This is a genomic window from Paraburkholderia sp. BL6665CI2N2, assembly GCF_004366535.1.
Taxonomy (GTDB): domain Bacteria; phylum Pseudomonadota; class Gammaproteobacteria; order Burkholderiales; family Burkholderiaceae; genus Paraburkholderia.
In genome coordinates this window covers 5,666,522-5,689,550 of sequence record NZ_SORC01000001.1, presented here as the reverse complement: position 1 = coordinate 5,689,550, position 23,029 = coordinate 5,666,522, and the positions used below count along the sequence as shown (strand labels likewise).

General features: G+C 62.6%; 20 protein-coding genes. 12 read left to right on the top strand and 8 right to left on the bottom strand.

Annotated features, from left to right (window positions below):
* The first annotated feature begins 2 nt into the window (after positions 1–2).
* Positions 3–416, top strand: coding sequence for a general secretion pathway protein GspC (locus B0G81_RS25545; RefSeq protein ID WP_106284950.1), 414 nt, complete (start codon positions 3–5; stop codon positions 414–416).
* 75 nt (positions 417–491) lie between these two features.
* Here the strand turns inward: B0G81_RS25545 and gspF are convergent, their stop codons facing one another.
* From gspF to gspD, 3 genes are read right to left on the bottom strand one after another with little or no spacing between them, the layout of a single operon-like run.
* Positions 492–1,709 (bottom strand): type II secretion system inner membrane protein GspF, encoded by a 1,218-nt coding sequence (gene gspF / locus B0G81_RS25540; RefSeq protein ID WP_106284904.1) that lies wholly within the window; start codon positions 1,707–1,709, stop codon positions 492–494.
* 4 nt (positions 1,710–1,713) lie between these two features.
* On the bottom strand, positions 1,714–3,270 hold the full coding sequence (gene gspE / locus B0G81_RS25535; protein ID WP_134138826.1) for a type II secretion system ATPase GspE: 1,557 nt from the start codon (positions 3,268–3,270) through the stop codon (positions 1,714–1,716).
* A complete protein-coding gene (gene gspD / locus B0G81_RS25530; protein ID WP_134138821.1) occupies positions 3,267–5,627 on the bottom strand; it encodes a type II secretion system secretin GspD in 2,361 nt (786 codons plus the stop codon). Before gspD ends, gspE begins: the two co-directional genes overlap by 4 nt.
* A 514-nt stretch (positions 5,628–6,141) precedes the next feature.
* Between gspD and B0G81_RS25525 the strand changes: the two genes are divergently transcribed.
* Positions 6,142–6,588: a lytic transglycosylase domain-containing protein gene (locus B0G81_RS25525; protein WP_134138816.1), complete on the top strand. Its 447-nt coding sequence runs from the start codon at positions 6,142–6,144 to the stop codon at positions 6,586–6,588.
* A gap of 142 nt (positions 6,589–6,730) precedes the next feature.
* The gene (locus tag B0G81_RS25520; protein ID WP_134138810.1) at positions 6,731–8,053 is read left to right on the top strand and encodes a GTP-binding protein; all 1,323 of its coding nucleotides are present in this window, start codon (positions 6,731–6,733) and stop codon (positions 8,051–8,053) included.
* Between the two features lie 124 nt (positions 8,054–8,177).
* Here the strand turns inward: B0G81_RS25520 and B0G81_RS25515 are convergent, their stop codons facing one another.
* The gene (locus tag B0G81_RS25515) at positions 8,178–8,456 is read right to left on the bottom strand and encodes an HU family DNA-binding protein (RefSeq protein ID WP_006050811.1); all 279 of its coding nucleotides are present in this window, start codon (positions 8,454–8,456) and stop codon (positions 8,178–8,180) included.
* A gap of 494 nt (positions 8,457–8,950) precedes the next feature.
* Here B0G81_RS25515 and mnmC point away from each other — a divergent pair, with 494 nt between their 5' ends.
* The 7 genes from mnmC (at position 8,951) to B0G81_RS25480 (ending at position 18,158) form a co-directional block, all read left to right on the top strand.
* Positions 8,951–10,921: a bifunctional tRNA (5-methylaminomethyl-2-thiouridine)(34)-methyltransferase MnmD/FAD-dependent 5-carboxymethylaminomethyl-2-thiouridine(34) oxidoreductase MnmC gene (gene mnmC, locus B0G81_RS25510; RefSeq protein ID WP_134138803.1), complete on the top strand. Its 1,971-nt coding sequence runs from the start codon at positions 8,951–8,953 to the stop codon at positions 10,919–10,921.
* Between the two features lie 846 nt (positions 10,922–11,767).
* Positions 11,768–12,970: a cation:proton antiporter gene (locus B0G81_RS25505; RefSeq protein ID WP_106284898.1), complete on the top strand. Its 1,203-nt coding sequence runs from the start codon at positions 11,768–11,770 to the stop codon at positions 12,968–12,970.
* 130 nt (positions 12,971–13,100) lie between these two features.
* On the top strand, positions 13,101–14,216 hold the full coding sequence (locus tag B0G81_RS25500) for a YbdK family carboxylate-amine ligase (protein WP_134138799.1): 1,116 nt from the start codon (positions 13,101–13,103) through the stop codon (positions 14,214–14,216).
* A gap of 538 nt (positions 14,217–14,754) precedes the next feature.
* A complete protein-coding gene (locus tag B0G81_RS25495) occupies positions 14,755–15,393 on the top strand; it encodes a MarR family winged helix-turn-helix transcriptional regulator (protein ID WP_106284896.1) in 639 nt (212 codons plus the stop codon).
* Between the two features lie 127 nt (positions 15,394–15,520).
* On the top strand, positions 15,521–16,234 hold the full coding sequence (locus B0G81_RS25490; RefSeq protein ID WP_134138793.1) for a glutamine amidotransferase: 714 nt from the start codon (positions 15,521–15,523) through the stop codon (positions 16,232–16,234).
* Between the two features lie 74 nt (positions 16,235–16,308).
* Complete coding sequence (locus tag B0G81_RS25485; RefSeq protein ID WP_116118581.1) at positions 16,309–17,421, top strand: NADH:flavin oxidoreductase/NADH oxidase; 1,113 nt, start codon at positions 16,309–16,311, stop codon at positions 17,419–17,421.
* Positions 17,422–17,639: 218 nt separating this feature from the next.
* Positions 17,640–18,158 carry an SET domain-containing protein-lysine N-methyltransferase gene (locus B0G81_RS25480; RefSeq protein WP_106284893.1) on the top strand — a complete coding sequence of 173 codons (519 nt, stop codon included), beginning with the start codon at positions 17,640–17,642 and terminating at the stop codon, positions 18,156–18,158.
* 64 nt (positions 18,159–18,222) lie between these two features.
* On the opposite strand, the gene B0G81_RS25475 is transcribed toward B0G81_RS25480, so the two are convergent.
* Together B0G81_RS25475 and B0G81_RS25470 are read right to left on the bottom strand one after the other, a co-directional pair.
* The gene (locus tag B0G81_RS25475; protein WP_116119677.1) at positions 18,223–19,728 is read right to left on the bottom strand and encodes a sensor histidine kinase; all 1,506 of its coding nucleotides are present in this window, start codon (positions 19,726–19,728) and stop codon (positions 18,223–18,225) included.
* Positions 19,729–19,862: 134 nt separating this feature from the next.
* Entirely contained in the window at positions 19,863–20,549 is a 687-nt protein-coding gene (locus B0G81_RS25470) for a response regulator transcription factor (RefSeq protein ID WP_013590077.1), read from the bottom strand.
* Positions 20,550–20,788: 239 nt separating this feature from the next.
* Here B0G81_RS25470 and B0G81_RS25465 point away from each other — a divergent pair, with 239 nt between their 5' ends.
* Positions 20,789–21,007: a DUF3717 domain-containing protein gene (locus tag B0G81_RS25465; protein WP_134138791.1), complete on the top strand. Its 219-nt coding sequence runs from the start codon at positions 20,789–20,791 to the stop codon at positions 21,005–21,007.
* Positions 21,008–21,112: 105 nt separating this feature from the next.
* On the opposite strand, the gene B0G81_RS25460 is transcribed toward B0G81_RS25465, so the two are convergent.
* Both B0G81_RS25460 and phhA read right to left on the bottom strand, forming a co-directional pair.
* Positions 21,113–21,403: a 4a-hydroxytetrahydrobiopterin dehydratase gene (locus tag B0G81_RS25460; protein WP_134138788.1), complete on the bottom strand. Its 291-nt coding sequence runs from the start codon at positions 21,401–21,403 to the stop codon at positions 21,113–21,115.
* Positions 21,404–21,496: 93 nt separating this feature from the next.
* Entirely contained in the window at positions 21,497–22,387 is an 891-nt protein-coding gene (gene phhA / locus B0G81_RS25455; RefSeq protein WP_134138783.1) for a phenylalanine 4-monooxygenase, read from the bottom strand.
* A gap of 145 nt (positions 22,388–22,532) precedes the next feature.
* Here phhA and B0G81_RS25450 point away from each other — a divergent pair, with 145 nt between their 5' ends.
* Positions 22,533–23,024 carry an Lrp/AsnC family transcriptional regulator gene (locus tag B0G81_RS25450; RefSeq protein ID WP_134138779.1) on the top strand — a complete coding sequence of 164 codons (492 nt, stop codon included), beginning with the start codon at positions 22,533–22,535 and terminating at the stop codon, positions 23,022–23,024.
* Positions 23,025–23,029 lie beyond the last annotated feature (5 nt).

The following is a 23,029-nucleotide window of genomic DNA, read 5'->3' as shown; positions in this document are numbered from 1 at the left end:
GCATGAACGCCATCCAAATCCGCCTTCTGTCGCTCGCGCTGTTCGCCGTGTTCTGCGCGACGCTCACCTACTGGGTCATCACGCTCAGCACGTTGTCCGGTGCGCCGTTGCCTGCAGCCGCCGCGCACGCGCAGATCTCGACCGAGCAGGCTGCCACGCTATTCGGCGGCCAGCTCACGCGCAACGCCAACCAGGACGTGCGGCTGTTCGGCATCCTCGCTTTGCGGGAAGGCGCCGCGGCCATCGTCAGCGTGGGCGGCGAACCGCCGCATGCGGTGTCGCTCGGCAGCGCGCTGATGAAAGGCACCAAACTCTCCGAAGTCCGCGCCCGCTCGATCATCATCGACCGCAATGGCGCGCATTCCGAAGTGTTCCTGCCGGCCAATCCCGCAGGCCCGACGATCTACGTGCGCTGAAGCTCAGGCGCTGAACAGCAGCGTCGCTTCAATGGATTGCGCGGTGACCCTTCGCGGTAATCGCGCAATCCACTCCTACTGCACCAGGTTGTTCAATTCGATGATCGGCAGCATCACCGCCAGCACGATCACCAGCACCACGCCCCCCATCGCCAGAATCAGCAACGGCTCCAGCAGACTCGTCAGGAACATCGTGCGGCGTTCGAGTTCGCGCGCTTCACCGTCGGCCGCGCGGTCGAGCATCGTGGTCACGTCGCCGGTCGCTTCGCCCGAACGGATCAGGTGAACCAGCACGGGCGGAAAAGTCTTCGTATTGCCGAGCGCGCGCGACAGCGACGTGCCTTCACGCACCCGCACGATCGCATCGTCGATGTTCTCGCGCATCGCGTTGTTGCTGAGCGTTTCGGCGGCGGCTTGCAGCGCGCGCAGAATCGGCACGCCCGCCGCGGTGAGAATGCCGAGCGTGCTGGCAAAGCGCACCGTGTTATAGCCGCGTACGAGTTTGCCGAGCAGCGGTGCGGTGAGCAGCCAACGGTCGAACGCGAGGCGCGGACCGGGCTGCCTCAGAACCGAGCGCACCAGGTACACCAGCACGGCCACGCCGATCAGCATCGCCCACCACCAGTTCCGCACGAATCCGGAGAGCGCCATCATCATGATGGTGAGGAAGGGCAGTTGCTGCTTGGTGCTGGCGAACACGTTCACCACCTGCGGCACGACGTAGCTCAACAGAAACGTGACGATGCCGAAAGCGATGATCGTGACGATGGTCGGGTACGTGAACGCGAGCACGATCTTCTGCTTCAGCGCGTTGCGTTGCTCGATGTAGTCGGCGAGCCGCGACAGCACGAGACCGAGCTTGCCGGTATGTTCGCCCGCCGCGACCAGCGCGCGATAAATCTCGGGGAAGTCTTTCGGATGCTGCGTCAGTGCATTGGCCAGCGAATGGCCGCCGAGCACTTCCGCGCGAATCGACGCCATCAGTTCGCGAATGTAGTCGCGCTCCGATTGCTCCGTCAGCACCGCGAGCGCTTCGTCGAGCGGCAGGCCCGCAATCAGCAGGCTGGCGAGCTGGCGCGTCAGGATCGCCTGCTCGCGTTGCGACAGACGCCGCCCCAGCGACAGCCGCTGATTGCGCTCGCCGCGCGTGCGCGTGGCCGCCGGTTCCACGACGAGCGGCGTCAGTCCTTGCGAGCGCAGATTGGTCCGCGCGCCGCGCGCGCTGTCCGCGTCGAGCACGCCTTTTTGCGCCTTGCCCGCCGCGTCGATCGCTTCGAAACGAAATGCCGGCATGCGCTTATGCTCCGCCCGTGACGCGGATCACTTCTTCGAGCGATGTCAGCCCGGAGGCGAGCCAGCGGTCCGCATCTTCGCGCAGCGTGCGCATGCCTTGCGCACGGCCGGCCGCGAGAATCTCCGCGTCGGCTGCGTTGCGGTGAACGAGCGTGCGGATGTCGTCGTCGATCAGCAGCAATTCGTAGACGCCGCGGCGTCCCGCATAACCGGAATGGCCGCACCGGTCGCAACCGACCGGGTGATAGCGCACGCTGCCGTCTTCCTCGACACGCTCTTCGCGGCATATCGGGCACAGGCGCCGCACCAGCCGCTGCGCCAGCACGCCGAGCAGCGATGACGCCAGCAGATACGGTTCGACACCCATGTCGGTCAGACGCGTCACGGCGGATGCCGCGTCGTTCGTGTGCAGCGTGGCCAGCACGAGGTGGCCCGTCAACGACGCCTGCACCGCGATCTGCGCGGTTTCGAGGTCGCGGATTTCACCGATCATGATGACGTCCGGATCCTGCCGCAAAATCGAGCGTAACGCCCGCGCGAAGGTCATGCCGATCCGTTCGTTGACCTGCGTCTGGCCGATGCCGGACAGGTCGTATTCGATCGGATCCTCGACCGTCATGATGTTCGTGGTCGCGGTTTCGAGCCGTGACATGGCCGCATACAGCGTGGTCGTTTTACCGGAACCGGTCGGGCCGGTCACCAGCACGATGCCGTGCGGCCTGCCGATCAGCTTGTCGAACTTGCCGAGCGTATCCGACGCCATGCCGAGCGCTTCGAGGTTCAGGCGCGACGCGTCTTTTTCCAGCAGACGCAGCACCGCGCGTTCGCCGTGGCCGGTCGGCAGCGTGGAGACGCGCACGTCGACCGGACGGCCGCCCACGCGCAGCGTGATACGGCCGTCCTGCGGCAAACGCTTTTCGGCGATATCGAGCTGCGCCATGATCTTGATCCGCGAGATCAGCGCGCCGTGCAGCGCTTTCTTCGGCCGCACGACGTCGCGCAACGTACCGTCGACGCGAAAGCGCACGACGGAAGAAGTCTCGAACGGCTCGATATGAATATCCGACGCCTGCTCGCGCGCCGCTTGCGTGAGCAGCGCATTGATCATGCGGATGATCGGGGCGTCGTCTTCTGACTCCAGCAGATCCTCCACTTCGGGAATGTCCTGCATCAGGCGCGAGAGATCGACTTCGCCTTCCACTTCGCCGACCACCTGCGCAGCGCTGCCGTCCTGGCGCGCATACGCCTGGTTGATTGCCTGCGTGAGCTCGTCGGCGGGCAGCCGTACGATCGACACCGCGCCGAAGTTACGCGCTACTTCGGACAGCGCGGCGTCGCTCGTGCGTTCGCTGATCCAGACCTCGAGGCTGTCCGCATGCTGATGCGCGACCAGAATCTGGCCGGCACGGGCAAAGCCGTACGGCACGAGGCGCGCGGCGATGGCGGAGGGCGCCTCGCGCCCGGCATGCTCCGTCGCGCCGGCGGGCGGTAGTGTTGCGGCACCGGCTCGCGTTGCGGCTGGCGTAGCAGACGCTGACGGCGGCGTGGACGGCGTGCTCACGGCCGCACTCCAGGCGACGCGGTGGACGGCGTCACGGTGACGGGGCTGCTCTGTATGGCAGGCCCGACGGTGGCCGGACTGCTCTGCACGGCGTTACCGTTGGTAGCGGCGCCGCCATTCGTGGGCGCTCCGCCGTTAGCCGGCGGCGGCGCCAACTGTTGACGGCGCATCTTGTCGAGATCGAACAGATTCATCGCGGGCGAACCACCCTGGCTCGGACCGATCGGCATCGGCGGAACCACCGGATCGTCGTTGTCCTTCATCAGGTTGTTGTCCTGCTTGTACGCGCCCTGCACGCCCTGGATGTAGTCGTAGCGATTCGACGTCACGGCCTGAGCCGTACCGCGATCGCTGATGATCACAGGGCGCAGGAACACCATCAGGTTGGTCTTGTTGCGGGTCTTCTGTTCCGAGCGGAACAGCTGGCCGATCCACGGAATATCGCCGAGCAGCGGCACCTTGCTGTTGCTGACCTGGTAGTTGTCCTGCATCAAGCCGCCCAGCACGATGATCTCGCCGTTATCGGCGAGCACCGTCGACTGGATCGAACGCTTGGTGAATTCGGGGCCGGCCGGGTTGGTCACCGCGTTGTTCGTGCCAGTGACGATCGCCGAGTCTTCCGTGTAGAGCTGCAGCTTGAGAATGCCGCCGTCCGTGATTTGCGGCTTCACGTGCAGCGTCAGACCGACGTCGACGCGGTCGTAGGTATTGAACGCCGAAGTCGCCGTCGCGCTCGTCAGATTCGAATATGAACCCGTCTGAATCGGCACGTTCGTACCGACGACGATCTTCGCTTCCTCGTTGTCGAGCGTAATGAGATTAGGCGTGGACAGCACGTTCGCGTCGGCGGTCTGCGACAGCGCCTGCAGCAGCGCGCCGAGTCCTTGCACACCGAAGATGTTGTGAATCCAGCCGACGTTCAGGCCCTGCTGCAAAGCCCCGTTGCCGAGCGCGGTGGCAAGCCCGCCGGTGGTGCCGGCCGCTGCGGCGGCCGCCGTCAGGTTGATGATGCTGTTGCTCGATCCGGTCTGCAGGTTCGTGCCGGCGAAGATCGAATTGTTCGCCACCTGCCACTGAATGCCGAGGTTGCCGCTCGTGTTCGAGTTCAACTCGACGATCAACGCCTCGAGATAGACCTGCGCGCGACGTGCGTCGAGCTGGTCGATCACCGCGCGCAGATTGCGGTACACCGGCTCGGCCGCCGTGATGATCAGCGAGTTGGTCGCGGAATCCGCCTGGATCATGCCGCCTGGCTGATTGTCGTCGCTCTTGTCCTTCTCGTTGCCGAACCCGCCGTTATTGGAACCGCCCGCGCCGTATCCGCCGCCGCTGCCGCTGCCGCCCATCGGCGAAGCCAGAGAGCTGCTGCCGAGTCCGCCCGACGGCAGCGGCGGCGTACCCGACGAGCCCGTCGAATTGTTGCCGCCTATGCCCCCGGTGTTGTTCTGGTTGAACGAATTCGCGTCGTTCGAGTTGCTCGACGAGCCGGTCTCGCCGCCTTTGCCGAACATGCCGCGCAAGGTCTTCGCGAGCTTCGTCGCGTCCGCGTTGCGCAGCGGCACGACGTGAATGTTGCCGGGCATGGTGGTCGGCGTATCGAGTTCCTTCGCCAGAGTCCTCGCGGCCGCGAGGCGCGCCCCGTTCGACGCGCGGATCAGCAGCGAGTTGGTGCGCGGGTCGGCGGTGACCGATACCTTCAGCGTCGCGTCGGTACTGCCGATCGAACCCGGGTCGAGCATCTTGTTGAGTTGCGTGGCGATGTCGATCGCATTCGCGTTCTTCAGTTGCACCACCGATACCGACTGGCCCGCCGCGGAATCCACACCCTGGATGATCTGGGCAATACGCCGCACGTTGTCGGCGTAGTCAGTGACTACAATCGTGTTGTTGGCTGGGTAGGCCGCGACGGTATTGTTCGGCGAGATGAGCGGACGCAGCACCGGCAGCAGATTGTTGGCCGATTCGTTCTTCAGAACGAATACCTGCGTGACGACCTGGTCGCCGCGCGCCGTAGGCGTATTGCCGACATAGGTCGGCACGCCTTGCAGCTTTGCGTCGGCCTCGGGCACGACTTTCAGTACGCCGTGGTCCTGCACGAGCGCGAAGCCCTGCATGCGCAAGGCGGACTGCAAGGTTTTCAGTGCCTGATCTTCAGGCACCGCGTTCTCCGACACGAGATTCAACTGACCTTTCACACGCGGGTCGACGATGATCGTTTTGCCGGTTGCCGCGCCAATCGCCTTGGCCACCTGGTCGATGTCCGCGTTGACGAAGTTCAGTGTCACCTGTGCCTGTGCTGTCTGCGCGGTGATCAAGCCAGCCACCAGCAGCGCCGTTGCGACGCGACGCAAAGCCATACGATTTCTTCTCATGGAATAAGGTTTCGATGCCGACAGCCCTAGCTGTCGACGGTCATGCAGTGCGGACATGCGAGCAGGCCGCCGCTCTGACGGTCTGCCGGCCAGCCTCGCGGACGATTTTCGCCCTCGTCGGCGGCCGTCCGATGTCCGAAAAAAATGAACAGTAACAGTTTTTCATGTCTGATTTGTCACAAAACGAACTGTCTTGCGCGATTTCTCTAGAAATCGCCGCCTGTTGTCAAACAATTGAAAGCCAACGGAAAGTCAGACGATTGGGCGCAAAAACGCTTCGTTTTCTGCTCCCTTATGTCGGTTAGCCAACTTGACGAGGGTCCGCCTGCCGGTATGATACGAGCCGTTCGAGTCCCTGGTTGCGAGTTGCCGACGCGGGTTTTCCCCGATGTCCGACAAACCTCAGGCCTGTGGCCCGACGACCGTCAGCGGCTGAAGTATGGCCGATACGATGCCTTACCGAACCTTACTCTTGCGCTTTGCTTAGTGGTCTTGACTGATGAAACGAAGCTTCGTCACCGCCGCCGTGGGACTTGCCCTGCTGATAGCAGCAGGGTCAGCACGCGCCGATTGCTTTGACGAAGCGGCGAAGTATCAGAAGGTCAACCCCTTGATTCTGCGCGCAATTGCGTGGCAGGAGTCGCACAATCGTCCCGACGCAACGCATAAAAATGCAAATGGCTCGACCGACTACGGCGTGATGCAGATCAATTCGATCCATCTGCCCGTGCTCGCCCAGTATGGCATCTCGCAAGGCACGCTAATGGAGCCGTGCAAGAACGTCTATATAGCGGCGTGGCATCTGCGCCGTCAGATGAACAAGTACGGCAACACCTGGCAGGCCATCGGTGCCTACCACTCCGAAACGCCGACGCTGCGCGACAAGTACGCGCAGCAGATCGCCGCGATCCTGCGCAAGTGGAATCTGATGCCGGCTGCACGCTGATCCGGCCACATCACGCGAACTCCGCCCGTTTTGATGCACAATGCGGCTTCGTGCCGTCGCCGAGGCTCGACCTCGTTGCGGTCCGCAGTCATGCGGCGCCGCGCCCGGCGTGCCTTCCAATCCCTAGCTTCTCCGTACTGCGATGAACCAGCCGCTACTGCCCGTCACCGTGCTCTCCGGTTTTCTGGGCGCCGGCAAGACCACGCTCCTGAATCACATCCTCGCGAATCGCGCGGGTTTGCGCGTGGCCGTGATCGTCAACGATCTGGCCGCCGTCAATATCGACGCGACGCTCGTGCGCGATGCCGCCGCGCTTTCTCACGTCGAGGAGCAACTCGTCGAACTGTCGAATGGCTGCATCTGCTGCACGCTGCGCGACGACCTGCGGGTCGAGATCAAGCGGCTGGCCGGCGAGCAGCGTTTCGACGCGATCCTGATCGAATCGACCGGCGTGGCCGAGCCGATGCCGATCGCCGAGACCTTCGCCTACGTCGACGATGAAGGCGCGTCGCTCGCCGACGTTGCGCGCCTCGACACAATGGTGACCGTGGTCGATGCGTTCAATTTCCTGCGCGACTACGGTTCGGCCGACGCGCTCGCCGAGCGCGGCATCGCCGCGACCGAGGAAGACGACCGCACGCTGGTCGAGTTGCTGATCGAGCAGATCGAATTCTGCGACGTGCTGGTGGTGAACAAGGCCGATCTGGTGAGCGCGGACGAACTCACGCGCCTGCAGCGCATTCTCGGTCGGATCAACCCGCGCGCAGTGCAAGTGGTCGCGCGTTTTGGCGACGTGCCGCTTGAGCAGGTGCTAAACACCGGCCGCTTCGATTTCGACGAGGCGGCAAGCGCGCCGGGCTGGCTAACATCGCTCAATCATGAGCATGACCACGAGCACGGTCATGCTCATCACGGCGAGGCGGACGAATTCGGCATCGGCAACTTCATTTACCGGGCGCGCCGGCCGTTTCATCCGGAACGCCTGTGGGCGCTGCTGCATCAGGAGTGGAAGGGTGTATTGCGCAGCAAGGGTTTCTTCTGGCTCGCCACGCGTAACGATATCGCCGGTTCGCTCTCGCAGGCGGGCGGTGCTTGCCGGCACGGTCCGGCGGGCATGTGGTGGGCCGCTCAAGATCGCAGCGAGTGGCCGGAAGGCGACGACGAGTTGGCCGCCGAAATCGCCGCGGACTGGTACGGCGATCCGGACGATCTGAGCATCGGCGACCGTCGCCAGGAACTGGTGATGATCGGCGTCGGCATCGACGCCGCGGTCTGGAAAGCGAAGTTCGACGCGTGCCTGCTGACCGACGATGAATACGCGCAGGGACCGCAAGCCTGGGAGCAGTTCGCCGATCCGTTCCCGGCCTGGGACTTCGACGAAGACGACCACGATCATCATGACCACGGTCACGGTCACGATCACGACGGTCATGGCCACGGCGAGATCGTGCATCGTCACGACTGAATTGAACGGTCTTCGCCGCTCGGCCCAATCGCGCCGCGACGCCCGTCGCGGCTTTCGCATCCACATTGCGCGGGCGAAAAAAAACCCGCCGTTGGCGGGTGTCAACTGCCTGGCAGTAATCTGCTTAGCGCTTGTTGACTGCATCCTTGAACGCCTTACCAGCCGTGAACTTGACGGTCTTGGCGGCCGGGATCTTGATAGTTTCGCCGGTCTTGGGGTTACGCCCCGTACGCGCTGCGCGCTTGCCCGAACCGAAGCTGCCGAAGCCGATCAACTGGACCGCATCACCCTTCGACACAGACTTCTTGATCACTTCAAGCAACGTGTCCAGCGTTTCACCGGTTTGAGCCTTGCTGGCGCCCGTCTGTCCTGCGACAGCGTCGATCAGTTCCTGTTTGTTCATTAAGGTTCCTTTCTGAGTTTAGGTTGACACGAACAGCGCGAACGCGCCGATTATACGTGCGCGGGCCGCGCCGTCGAGCAGCGCCGGCTCCGGATCCCCTCCGGACCAATAGCGCCGGACAGATGACTGCCCGTCGGCCGTGCTGCCGCTCCCGTCGCGGCGCTTGCTATGATAGCGCAGCGCAAACCCAATCAGGACAAGGGTTTCGAAGATTTACGCGGTTCCGGGGTCGATATCGCAAGGAAATCGCAATTTTTGCGCTCGGCAACCTTCAACCGAGGCCTGAAACCTAGTATGGACGGGGCTTGGCGTTGGTTTTTGCCAACGTTCGGCGGGTCTTTTTCGCCGTCCGGCGAGCTGTGCGCGCGGAAGGCAAGCTTCGACCGCGTGTGCGAAGACGCCGGCTTGCCCCAAGTTTTCTCATCTCCCTCGCGGGGCCTGGCGCGAAGCGACAGGTGCGGGGGCATTTTTCCGAGCGTCATTTTCCGTCGCGCATGACCGATCCGCTGATCCCTGCCGGCCTCGCTTTTCGCGACAACGGCACACCTTTTTCGCCGCTTTACGACGACATTTATCACAGCGCCGTAGGCGGTCTCGAACAGGCTCGATACGTATTCCTGCACGGCAATTCGCTGCCCGATCGGTGGCAGGGCCGTCGCATTTTCACCGTGCTGGAGACCGGCTTCGGCATGGGCATCAATTTTCTGATGACCTGGGCCGCGTGGCGCACCGACCCGTCGCGGTGCGAGCGGCTGCATTTCGTGTCGACCGAAAAGCATCCCTTTACAGTCGGCGATTTGCGCAAGGTGATTGCGGCGACGATTTCCGACCCGGAGATTGCCTCTCTCGCGCAAGCGCTCGCGAACGCCTGGCCGATGCTCGTTCCCGGCACGCATCGGCTCGAATTCGATGAAGGGCGCGTGGTGCTCACGCTCGTCTTCGGCGACGCGCAGGAGCGCCTGCCGGCCTTGAGGCTACGCGCCGATGCGTTTTATCTCGACGGCTTCGCGCCCGCCAGGAATCCCGAGCTCTGGACTCCGATGATCTTCAAGGCGCTCGCGCGGCTGGCAGGCGAGGGCGCCACGTTCGCCACTTACAGTAGCGCTGGCGACATCAAGCGCGCGTTGACGCAATGCGGCTTCGAGTACCGCAAGGTGGACGGCTTTGGCTGGAAACGGGCGATGCTGGTCGGCCATTTCGCGCCGCGCTGGCGCGTGCGCCGTCACGAGCCGCCGGCGCCGCTCGCGGTCGACGAAAGGCATGCGGTGGTGATCGGCGCGGGGCTGGCCGGCTGCGCCGTGATCGAGCGGCTCGCCGCGCGCGGCTGGCGCATCACGTCGCTGGAGCGGCACGCCTCGGTCGCGCAGGAGGCATCGGGCAATCCGGCCGGCGTGTTCCATCCCATGATTTCGCGCGACGACAGCGTCGCGTCACGCGTCACGCGTGCCGGCTTTCTGTATGCGCTCAGCCGTTGGGCCGCGCTCGAGCGGCTCGGTCACGCGCCGTTGCGCGGCGGCCAGGGCCTATTGCAGATCGCCGCGGACGACGACGAGGCCCGTTCGATCAGCGAAGCGATCGCGGCATTCGGCTATCCGTCCGACTACGTCACGCCCGTCTCTTCAGATGAAGCGCAGCGGCTCGCCGGCATGCCGCTCGCGCGCGGTGGATGGTTCTTTCCACACGGTGGCTGGATCGACCCGGCGTCGCTATGCGCCGCGCAATGTGCCGCAGCGGGGTCACTACTGGAGCGCCGCTTCGGTGTGGACGTCGCGCGAATCGAGCGGTCCGACGGTCAATGGACCGTATTCGATACATCGGGCGAGGCCATCGTGCGTGCGCCGGTGGTCATCGTCGCCACTGCACACGATGCCGCGCGCATCGCCGGTTTGCAGCATGCTCCGACTCGCAGCATTCGCGGTCAACTCACTTTGCTGCCGGCCGGCACCGTGCTGCCGCCGCTTCAGATGCCCGTAATCGGCGAAGGCTACGCGGTGCCGCTGGCGGACGGTGGCACGTTGACCGGCGCCACGTATGAACTCGACGACCCCGACACATCGTTGCGCGCGGACGGCCACAAGGAAAACCTTGAGCGCGTCGCGCAGATGCTGCCGGCGTTCGGGGATGTCGTCGAACGGGCTAAATCGGCGGACTTCGCGGGACGCGTCGCGTTCCGCTGCGTCACCAGCGATCGCATGCCGATGATCGGCCAGCTCGCCGACGAAGCGCAGGCTGCGCTTGACGCGCCGCGTCTGCGTGGCGCGTGGCCACTTGATCTGCCGCGGACGGATGGCCTCTACGGCGCCTTTGCGTACGGTTCACGAGGCCTCGTATGGGCGGCGCTCGGCGCGGAACTCATCGCTTCGCAACTCGAAGGCGAACCTTGGCCGCTTGAACGGGATCTGGCTGAAGACATCGACCCGGCGCGCTTCCTGTTGCGCGCATTGCGTCAGGGAACGGTGCGTTAACCGCAGGCCCCGCCCAGCCGGTTCGCCAGATGAGTTGTCCACTGAAAGTTGTGGATAACCGCTTGGTTTACCGGCGCAACAGGTGTGGAACCGTTGTGGACGTAAACGGGGTAACTTGGCCGTCGCCGAAAATCGCCAAAAGTTGCCCTTGTATACGCGCCGCTCCCGCACATGCTGTGCATCCGGTTATGCCGTCGGCAAAGCGATGATTCGTTTCGGTAAACAGGAGTTATCCACAGAAACCGAGGCACCTTGTTAACTGTTACTACGTATACATACGGTAAACCTGTAAACAGAAAGACCGTGGGGGGTGCAGAGCTTATCGGCGTAGCTCGGACCGCTTCTGAACCCGTGCAAAACTCCCGCCGCGATGTCCCGAAAAGCACATCTGCCGTGATCAAACTAGCCGTTTGACCGGCGGGATTCCCGCTAAAAACGGTCGGTTTTTCCTCACGCCAGCGAGATAACGTACGTTTTTACCGTTTTGCCAGCATGTTCGCGCCTTTTCGGTCAAGGCTGAAAAAGCTATGGCACAATCGCCGTTCTTTTCCGCGTCGTGCCCTGTCTCTACAGCGGCACACGCAGCAAACGGAACGGTGCCACTCAATCAGAATCTGATTCAAAGTCGACGGCGCTCTATCACCGTGCCGGTTGCTACGGCCGCACCCCGAATGCGCCAGGTTCCTTACTGCTGCCGGGCATTCAGATCATCCGATCGTTGAAAAACTCGCAACGCTGGCCACGCGAAGCGATCGCGACAGTGAGCGCTTCATGTGCCCACCCCGCTCGCCGGTGTTCGTGCCGGTTCGTGTCGCCTGCCGTTGCTGCTAAGGAGAACCCATTACGATGAATTCGGCGTTTTCATTTTTTCCAGCCTGGCCGCTTTCACCCGACGCCATTTTTTGGGCTGGTCTCGCATTGCTCGCCGCCGGCCTGTGCGGTGAGCTGTGCTATCGCGCGTGGCGTTTACCGCGCATTTCCGGTTATGCGGTGATTGGTCTGATCGCCGGTGCGGCCGGATCGGGCGTGATCGATGCGGATTCCGCGAGCGCCGCGCGGCCGCTGCTTGATGTCGCGCTCGGTTTGTTGCTGTTCGAACTCGGCAGCCGGCTCGATTTGCGCTGGATCCGTCGGAATCCGTGGCTGATTCTGTCGAGCGTCGCCGAAGCCACGCTGACTTTCGCGCTCGTGTTGCCGGTTTTGCTGTTCCTCAACGTGCCGCTGATGGTGGCAACCGTGCTCGCCGCGATCGCCATGGCAACGTCGCCGGCCATGGTGATTCAGCTGAAAACGGAATTGCGCGCGGAAGGCCAGGTGACCCAGCGTCTGTTGACCCTGACCGCGCTGAACAGCATGTATGCCGTGGTGATCGAAAAGCTCGTATCGAGCTGGCTGCATCAGGAGATGTACGGCAACGTTTTCGCGACCATCCTGCAACCGCTTTATCTGCTGGTCGGCTCGCTCGTGCTCGCGTATCTGCTCGCGCGTACCTGCACATTCTTCTATCGACGGTTGAACATGCAGGACGAGCACTCGTTCGTCGCGCTGTTCGGCTTGGTGCTGCTGGCTATCGCGGTCGCGCATCTGTTCAAGCTGTCGACCATTCTTGCGTTGCTGGCCGCGGGCATCATCGTGAAGAATCATGAAGCGCGTCCGCAGTTGTGGCCGGAGCACTTCGGCACGGCCGGCTGGTTGTTGACCGTGATTCTGTTCGTGCTGACGCTGACTTCGTTCGAATGGAAAGACATCGCGCTCGGCGGCGTCGCGGCGCTGGGTCTGATTGTTGCGCGCCTCGTGGCGAAACTGGTGGGCGTGCTGGCGTTCGCCAAGCCGAGCGGCTTGAACTGGAAGCAGGGGATGGCGCTCGGTCTATCCTTATCGCCGATGTCGGCGCTTGCGTATCTGCTGGTCGACGACACCTACAACCTGTATCCGAACTTCGATCCGCAACTGCGCGCGATCGTGATGTGTTCCATTTTCGTGCTGCAAATTCTCGGGCCGTGGCTCGTCTATCGCAGCCTGGCGCTGGTCGCTGAGCGGCGCGAATAGTCGGCGCGAGGCAAAGAGCGCGTTGTGCTGCTCGAAGCTCGATCTTCGACACGCTTTTTGCAACTTATATTCGATTCAAAAACGGCCGGGCATGTGACCCACGCCCGGCCGACCTGACTCAGGGGACGCCATGTCACTCGAACCCTTCATCGATTCGAAACCGTTCACCTTCGGTGTCGAACTCGAGATGCAGATCGTCAATACGCATGACTATGATCTGACCAAAGCCGGCTCGGATCTGCTGCGCCTCATCAAGGACGAAAAGATCCCCGGCAACATCACGCCGGAAATCACCGAAAGCATGATCGAGTTGTCGACCGGCATTTGCACGACGCACGAGCAGGCCGTCGCCGACTTGCGCAAGATTCGCGACACGCTGGTTTCCGCCGCGGATCATCTGAACGTCGGTTTGTGCGGCGGCGGCACGCATGCGTTCCAGCAATGGAGCGAGCGGCAGATCGTCGATACGCCGCGTTTTCAGTATCTCTCCGAGTTGTACGGCTATCTTGCCAAGCAATTCACGGTGTTCGGCCAGCACGTGCATATCGGCTGCCCGGATCCGAACAGCGCGCTCTATCTGCTGCATTCCATGTCGCGCTTCATTCCGCATTTCATTGCGTTGTCCGCGTCGTCGCCGTTCGTGCAGGGTGTCGATACCGGTTTTCATTCGGCACGACTGAATTCCGTGTTCGCGTTCCCGCTGTCGGGCCGCGCGCCGTTCGTCCTGACGTGGGACAGTTTCGAGGAATATTTCTCGAAGATGGTCCACACCGGCGTCGTCAACAGCATGAAAGATTTCTACTGGGACATCCGGCCGAAGCCGGGTTTCGGCACGATCGAAGTTCGTGTGATGGACACGCCGTTGTCCGTGGATCGCGCAGCGGCGATTGCCTGCTACATCCAGACGCTCGCCCGGCATCTGCTGCTCGACAAACCAATCACGCCGCAAGAAGACGATTACCTCGTCTACACGTTCAATCGTTTCGAAGCATGCCGCTTCGGCCTGGCCGGGATCTGCATCAATCCGCAAACGGGCGAGCGCAAGACGATTTCCGAAGACATCCTCGAAACATTGGATCTGATTGCTCCGCACGCCGAAGCGTTGGGTTCGGGCAATGCGCTTGCCGAGATCGGCGCGATCGCTCGCGGTCAGGTGAATGATGCAACCTGGTTACGCGGTGTCGTCGAACGGGAAAAGTCTCTGCATGAAGCGGTCAGGCAGCAGTGTTTGCAGTGGCGGGCCTAACCGCGGGCTGATGGCCCGCGTGAAATCGTAAGGAAACCCGCCTCGAGCGGGTTTTTTTCAATAAATTAATTTTCCAGCTCGGCGTGCCATAGGTTTTTATACCGTTAATGTATACAAACGTAGTAGTAGTTAACAAGCATTGCATCTGCCTGTGGACAACTGAATAATTCCCTGCAAAGTCAATGCGCTGCGTAAACCATAACTGCGCTGATCGAGGGTGCATGGGCGCCGGTATACGAGGACAACTTTGTGACAGGCGGATCAGGCTTGGGTGCTTATCAAGAATCGGCGCACAAGCCATCCCTGAGTTTTCCCGTGGTTATCCACAACTTGTGTTGGATAACTTAGCTGTACGATTCGCCGCTCTCGCATAGAATGTCGTTTCCGCTGCTTTGCCTTGCAAGGCGGTAAATTTTTGAGATAGTAGAAAACCGTCTTGTCCGCAGTTGGGCGAGGCTACCCCACACAGGCTACGGGCGCGGTCGGCAAGCAGTTCGCCGGCGTCGTACGAAAGCTGTAAATAAACCAATCGAAGATTATGAGCGAAGGCGTATACGGAGAACAGGCGACCGGGCGGGTGACCCACAGCCTATTGCGATTGAGCACGGCGATGCGGAGCCAGGCTTGGGAATGGGCGGAGGGCGCTGGCCTGACACCCACCCAGGGCGAAATTCTGGTCTTGCTGATGCAGCGCAAAGGCCCGATGCGTCTCGGCGAAATTGCCCGCGAAACGGCGCTTACCGCCGCGACGACAAGTGATGCAGTCAGCACGCTCGAAACCAAAGGACTGGTCGAAAAGCGCCGTGCTCTCGACGACGGCCGTGCCCTCGCGGTCCGCCTGACGGCCCGTGGCCGTACGGCCGCAAAGCGCGCGGCGCAATGGCCGGACTTCCTGGCCAAGGCGGTCGGCACGCTGCGCGAGGACGAGCAGGCTGTGTTCTATCGCACGCTGCTCAAGACGGTTCATCAGCTGGAAGCGCAAGGCACGATTCCACCGCACCGCATGTGTCTGAGCTGCACGCATTTCGAGCCGAGCAAGAACCCGAAGAAGACGCCGCATCATTGCGCATTGCTCGACCTGAACATGTCGGATACGGATCTGCGCCTCGACTGCTCGGTGTATGAGATGGCCGACGTCGCCACCCAGAAGAAGACCTGGAAGATCTTCGCCCAATAAGGCGGCTTCTTCCGGGACAATCCGCTACACTGCCAGGCCGGCTTCAGCGGGCGGCGTTTGCCGCCCGTCAGCCGACTGGTGCCGCGTGACGGCAAGTCTTTAGTCAACCTGAAGGTGGGACAGGCCGATGAATCGCGAAGTTCTGGCCATTCGCCACGTGCACTTCGAGGATCTGGGCAGTCTTGAGCTGGTGCTCGGCGAGCGCGGGCGCCCGGTCCGCTATCTCGACGTGGGCTTTGCCCGCATCGAAGCGCCGAATCCGGTTTCCGCATCGCTGATGGTGGTGCTCGGCGGCCCGATCAGCGCAACCGACGACGCGCTTTATCCGACGCTCGTGCCGTTGCTGTCCATGATCGAAAAACGCATCGCTGCGGGTTTGCCGACTCTCGGCATCTGTCTCGGCGCTCAATTGATCGCGCGTGCTCTTGGCGCTCGCGTCTATCCCGCGGGTCGAACCGAACTCGGCTGGTCGCAGCTTACGCTGACCGACGCCGGCCGCGCTTCGCCGGTCCGTCATCTGGACGGCGCGCAGACCTCCATGCTGCATTGGCACGGCGATACCTTCGATCTGCCTGACAAGGCAACGCGGCTTGCGTCGACGCCGGCTTGCGAAAACCAGGCGTTCGCCTGGGGCAATCATGTGCTGGGTCTGCAGTGTCATCCGGAGATCCGGACGGATCGCTTCGAGCCTTGGCTGATCGGCAACGCGGGCGAACTGGTTGGCCACGGCATCGACGCGCGCCAGTTGCGGGCCGAGACCGCGAAGTTCGGTCCCGCGCTCGAAGCCGCCGCGTGCCGGATGTTCGGCGAGTGGCTCGATCAGGTCGAGGCGAAACCCTGAATGGCTATGGGCCAGCACTAAATCACTTGCGGTGCTATGCTCGATCGCTCTCGGGTTTCTACTGGGCGTAATCCATGAGCGCGCTTTTTTCTCCGCTCACGCTGCGTAGCGTGACGCTTCCCAATCGTATCGTCGTGTCCCCCATGTGCCAGTATTCCGCCGACCGTGGCGAGGCAACCGCGTGGCACATGATTCATCTCGGCAGCATGGCGTTATCCGGTGCCGGCATGCTGTGCATCGAGGCGACCTCGGTCGAGCCGGACGGTCGCATCACACCAGGCGATCTCGGCCTGTGGGACGACGTCACCGAAGCCGCGCTCGTGCCCGTGCTGGCCGCGATCCGCAAGCATTCGCACATCAAGGTCACGATGCAGTTGTCGCACGCCGGGCGCAAGGCGTCGAGCCACGCGCCGTGGGAAGGCGGCCAGCTGATTCCGGTGTCGCAAGGCGGATGGCTGCCGCTCGCGCCGTCCGCGTTGCCGCACAAGGCCGGCGAAGAACCGCCGCTGGCGCTCGACACGCCTGCGCTGAACCGCATCCGCGAAGCATTCGCGGCCTCGGCTCGGCGTGCCGCGCGGCTCGGTGTCGATGGACTGGAAGTGCACGCGGCGCACGGCTATCTGCTGCATCAGTTCCTCTCGCCGATCGCCAATCAGCGCGACGACGACTACGGCGGCTCGCTGGAAAACCGCATGCGCTTTCCGCTTGAAATCTTCGATATCGTGCGCGCTGCCTTTCCCGCCGACAAACCGGTCGGCGTGCGTGTCTCCGCGACGGACTGGGTCGAAGGCGGCTGGACGCTGGAAGACACCATCGCGTTCGCACAGGAGCTGAAAAAGCGCGGCTGCGACTGGATCGACGTGTCCTCCGGCGGCGTCTCGCCGTTGCAGAAGATTCCGCTTGAACCGGGTTATCAGATCCCCTTTGCCAAGGCGGTTAAGAAAGCAACCGGCCTCACGACCATCGGCGTGGGCCTCATCACCGACCCGTTGCATGCCGAACAACTGATCGAAGACGGCGACGCCGACCTGATCGCGATGGCCCGTGCGTTGCTGTACAACCCGCGTTGGCCGTGGCACGCCGCGGCGCAGCTCGGCGCGACGGTCGAAGCGCCGCCGCAGTACTGGCGTTCGCAACCGCGCGAGCAAAAGGCATTGTTCGGCGACATTTCGTTCGGACAACGGTGAAGTTGGCCAGCCGTCAACGGCGCGCGTCTTTTTGACGGTTGAACGAAGCCGTCTTCAGCGTGTAGGATGCCGGTTGTGGCGCACGTGCGTCGCAGGTCGACGCGGCGCTCGCAAGGCGCCGCGTTTGCTATCCGCGGCAGAAAAAAGCAGCGCGCGAGACGCGGGCATTTTCGACGGCTGCCAAACTTCACCCCCAGTTCTTCACAAGGATTCATTCAATGAGTTCACGCAGGATCGCCGTGCGCCGTTCGGGTGTGCACGGCAAAGGCGTGTTTGCCCTCGAACCGATTGCGGCCGGCGAGCGCCTGATCGAATACAAAGGCGAGCGGATCTCCTGGAAAGAAGCGCTGCGCCGTCATCCGCATAATCCGGCCGAACCGAATCACACGTTCTATTTCGCACTCGACAGCGGCAAGGTCATCGACGGCAAAGTGAACGGCAATAGCGCGCGCTGGATCAACCATTCCTGCGCGCCGAACTGCGAAGCCGAAGAAATCGACGGTCACGTATACGTGCATGCATTGCGCGATATCGCGGAAGGCGAGGAGGTCTTTTACGATTACGGCCTCGTGATCGACGCGCGTCAGACCAAGAAGCTCAAGAAGGAATACGAATGCCGTTGCGGCGCGCGCAAGTGCCGCGGCACGATGCTGGCGGCGCCGGAGAAGGAGAAGGGCAAGTCCGGGAAGTCGGCGGCCAAGGGCAAAACGTCGGCGAAGAAAGCGAAGAAGAAATGATGTTTGGGCTGTCTGATCGATCACGTTGGCGATTGATTCAGACGCCCGTCGAGCTTGCAGACAGTCAAATATCCAACGGCGCCGAGTGCGCCGATTTTTTTGCCTGGCGTCTCGGTTCAACCACCTCCACATCGCTCTGAACAGTGACCGGCACGAGCGGAATGCGCACGATGAAACGTGCGCCGCCTTCCGGGGCATCCTCGTAATGCACGCTGCCGTGATGCAGCACCATGATGTCGTGGACGATCGCGAGGCCCAGACCGGCGCCGCCATCCACGCCGGCGTCGGTCTGACCGTCGCCGCGGAAGAACCGCTTGAATAGATCGGCCTGCTGGTTGCGCGGCACGCCCGGCCCGTTGTCTTCGACGATGATCTCCGCCATGCGCGATTCGTCGATCACCGTTTGCGACACCGTTACCGTGATGCGGCCGCCATCGAAGCGCGACGGCGGCACGTATTTGAGCGCGTTATCCAGCAGATTGGCGAGTACTTCGTGCAGCAGCACGGGATTGCCGCGCGCCATCAACGGATGGCCGTTGCTGGGGTCGTCCAGACGCTGGAAACCGAGGTCGACGTGGAACGTCAACGCACGCGGCACCCACTCGGCGCCCGTGTCGAACGCGAGCGCGGCCATGTCCACGTTGACGAAGCGAGCCGCCTGTTCGCCCGGCTCGGCACGCGCGAGCGAGAGCAGTTGATTGGATAGCCGCACGGCACGATCAGCCGCGGCGCGCAGTTCACGCACGGCGGCCAGGGTTTGCTGCGGATCGCGCGCGATGGCCGCCTGCTCCGCATGCAGCTTGACAGCGGTGAGCGGCGTGCGGAGTTGATGCGCGGCGTCGGCGATGAACTTGCGCTGACCGTCGAGCGCCGTTTTCAAGCGGCCGAGCAACGCATTCAACGCGCCGGTCAGCGGGCGAATTTCGACCGGCACATAGGTTTCATCGACCGGTTCGAGCGACGTGTGGGTTTGCCGGTTCAGCGAATCGGCAAGATCGGTAAGCGGATTGAGCTGCTGATTGACCACGCGCCATACGATCACCCAGCCCGCCAGCAGCAGCAACAGCAGCGGCATCATGATCGCGACCAGAAACTCGGCGGCAATGCGAAACCGGTGATGCACCGGCTGACCGACTTCGACGACGATCGGATTACCCGTCGGCTGATCGACCCGGACCTGCGCCACTCGCACCGTCACGCCTTGATGCTGCGTTTCGAATACGTACGCGTAATGCATGCGCCGCACGCTCGTGCCTTGCAGCGGAAGATTGTGATCGCCGGCAATTTCCGTTTCGCCGGTGCTGATGCGGTAGACGAGGTGCTCGACCGGGTCCGAGAACATGGCCTGTGCGAGCGGCGGCACCGTGATGCGTGCATCCGGGCCGGCAATCTGGATCTGTTTGGAGATCGCGGTGGCAAGATCGGCGAGCGAACGGTCGACCACGTGCTGCGTGTACTGCCACGCCAGCCAGTAGGCGATCAGGCCGCTCATAAGTGCGAGCAGCGAAAGGGGAGCAGCGAGGCGCCGCAGCAGCGTGCGGCGCAGACTATTGGCGGCCGGCTGGGGCATGATCGAACGCGCGGGAAAGTAGCAACGGCGCAAGCACCGCGAAATGTCGCCGGATGCCGGCGAAGTGCGCACCGGGTGCGCGGCGCCGGTCTGGCGTCGTCAGGCCGCAACGTAGCGTGCGGCCTTCACGACGATTATGCGGCCTGACGGATTTCCTGCAACAGATAACCGAAGCCGCGTACCGTGACGATCTCGACACGGCAGTTTTCGAGCTTTTTACGAACCCGGTGCACATAGACCTCGATCGCGGTGTCGCCGAGATCGCCGCCGAAATGCGTCAGATGGTCTTGCAGCTGTGCCTTGCTGACCACGCGGCCATGACGCAGCAGCAGCATTTCGAGCACGGCGAATTCGCGCGGCGAGAGTTCGAGCGGCTTGTCGTCGTTGAAAATGCGGCGATCGACGCCCGACAGGCGCACACCGCCCAGCGACACTTCCGGACGCGGCATATCGCCGTGCGGACCGCTACGGCGCATGACCGCGCGGATGCGCGCTTCGAGCTCGGTGGGCTCGAACGGCTTCAGCATGTAGTCGTCGGCGCCGGAATTCAGGCCCTGCACGCGGTCGTTCAGTTCGTCGCGCGCGGTGAGGATGATCACCGGCGTGTGACGATTGCTCTGACGGAAGCGCGAGAGCAGCGTCATGCCGTCGATGCCGGGCAGACCCAGATCAAGGATCACCAGCTCATGGCGATTTTGCGTGAGGGCCTGTTCGGCGAAAATGCCGTCGTGGACCATGTCGACGGTGAAGCCGGCTTGTTCGAGACTGCTTTGGATGCCGCGTGCGATGGGGCGGTCATCTTCGATCAGAAGGAGTCGCATGAGTTTCGCTCAAGTACAATGGGTTAGGCGTTTGGGCAAGCGGTTCGCCGGGGCGCCTGCTGCACAGGCAGCGTGCGGCGTGGCCGTACCGAACTGGCACGAAGCGGCCACGAAGCAGGCATCGAGCGGCCTCGAAACGCCAACCGGGCGCTTCTCAACCTGTCACATCGCACCAGTCTCCCGAAGGGCCAGGATAACTTCGGACAACCCGGCGTTTTCCTGAAAGCGATCACGAAGTCATGATAAGCATTCACGAACTGGAAGCCGCAATCAACTTCTGGCGCGCCCGCTCACCTTCGAGCGGCGACGAACTCGTTCTGTGCAAGGAGGCAAGCGCGCTCTCCAAGCCGTATGCGCTGCTGATTGTACAGCGTCAGCACACGCTATCACTGGATCGTTTAGACGGGATTGCCAGGCAAGCGTGGGATTCTTACGTGCACCTTAAGAATAGCCTGTAGAACTGAAGGTTTGGGCAAGGGATTACCTGCAATGCCCTTTCATCGCTGCCAAATTGCTCGATGGCCGGTGCATAAACACGCCTGAGACGTATCAGCTTTTTTGTATTACGCCGTAATACTGTCGATAAATCTCGCCAGTTTGATGTCGCGCTCGGTCAAGCCGCCGGCCTCATGCGTGGACAGCGTGATCTCCACCTTGTTGTAGACATTGAACCATTCCGGATGGTGATCCATTTCCTGCGCCTTGATCGCCACGCGCGTCATGAAGCCGAATGCTTCGTTGAAGTCGGCGAATTTGAACTGGCGCTGGATCGCGTCGCGGTCCGCCACCGCTTGCCAGCCCTGCAAGCCGGCGAGCTGCGTGGCGCGTTCTTCGGAACTCAGTTTCTGAATCATGGTGCTACCTCATTGGATACGAACGGGCACGCCGGTGAGCGTGCGCATCCCTATTTTTTCACGGATGACGTCTGCCCGCAGCCGGCGCGCTTTTCAAATATCACCGTCGGCCAGCCAGCCTTCCTGCGAGCCGCGCGTAATGACGCGGTCGTGCTCGAGGACGTCGCCGGCCGCGAATGCCGGTTCGGCGGCAAGCCTTGCCAGCAGCGGCGCGAAATCGGTTTGCGCGATGTTGAGCAATTGCGCGAAGTCGTCGATCACAAAGTAGGTTTTCTGGAACGTGTCGATGCGGTAGCGCGTGCGCATCACCCGTTCGAGATCGAAGCCGAGGCGGTTCGGCGCGGCGCTTTGCTGGCTGTAGAGCGTCTCGCCCTTGCTCGACACGATGCCCGCGCCGTAGATCTTCACGCCGTTCGGACTGGCCGCGTCGCGGATCAGCCCGAACTCCACTGTGTACCAATAGAGGCGCGCGAGCAGCGGCAGGGCGCCGGCGTCATGGGCCGCGACCGCGGCGCGGCCGTACGCGTGCATGTAGTCCGCGAAAACGGGGTTGATCAGCAGCGGCACGTGGCCGAACAGATCGTGAAAACAGTCCGGCTCCTGCAGATAATCGAGCTGGTCCGGCCGGCGCATCCACCAGGTCACGGGAAAGCGGCGATTCGCCAGATGCTCGAAGAACACCTGGTCCGGTACGAGGCCGGGCACGGCGACGATCTGCCAGCCGGTGGCGGGCGTGAGCTTCGCGTTGATTTCGTCGAATGAGGGCACGCGGTCGGCGGGCATGCCAATGGTGTCGACGCCGGCCAGGAACTCGTCGCAGACGCGCCCGTGGAGGAGCGCCGTCTGGCGCGCGTAAAGCTGTTGCCATACCGCATGGTCGACCGCGCCGTAGCGCCCGGTCGGTTGGTCGATGGTGAAATCGGCGCGGGTTTCGAGGCCGGCGTCGAATTGCTCTTTCAGTTTGGCGGTATTGGCGGTGGACATGATGCTGCGCTCTACGGTGACGGCTTATATATGGGTGATGCAAGTGTAGAGCGGCGGCAGTGCGGAATGGGCGCAATGATGGCGGCGTATGGGCTGATCATGCAATAATCATGCATGAATAAGCCATTCAATGCGGATATCCAACATGTTAGAACTCGATCACTTCGATCTTGCGCTGCTGGACGTGCTTCAGCGCTTCGGCCGTGCAACGCATCAGCAACTGGCGGAGCAGGTGCCGCTGTCGCCGTCGCAGATTGGACGGCGTCTGCAGCGGCTGGAGCAGGTGGGCGTGGTGGATGGCTATCGCGTCGTGCTGCGACCCGAAAAGCTCGGGCTCGGTGTCACCGCGTTTACCAGTCTGAAGTTGAAGCACCACGGCGATTCGATCATCGAGCAGTTTCAACAGCAGATTGATGTGCTGCCTGAAGTGCTGGAGTGTCATGCCGTGGTGGGCGACGCCGACTATCTCCTGCGCATTGTCGCGCCCGATCTGAATTATCTATCGATGTTCGTGATGAAGAAGCTGATGCGTGTGCCAGGCGTCGACAGCGTGCGCTCGAATATCGTGCTCACCACGTTCAAACGCAATGGCCCGTTGCCGCTGGGCCATCTGTCGCCGGGGACGGCCGCACCTTGATGCGG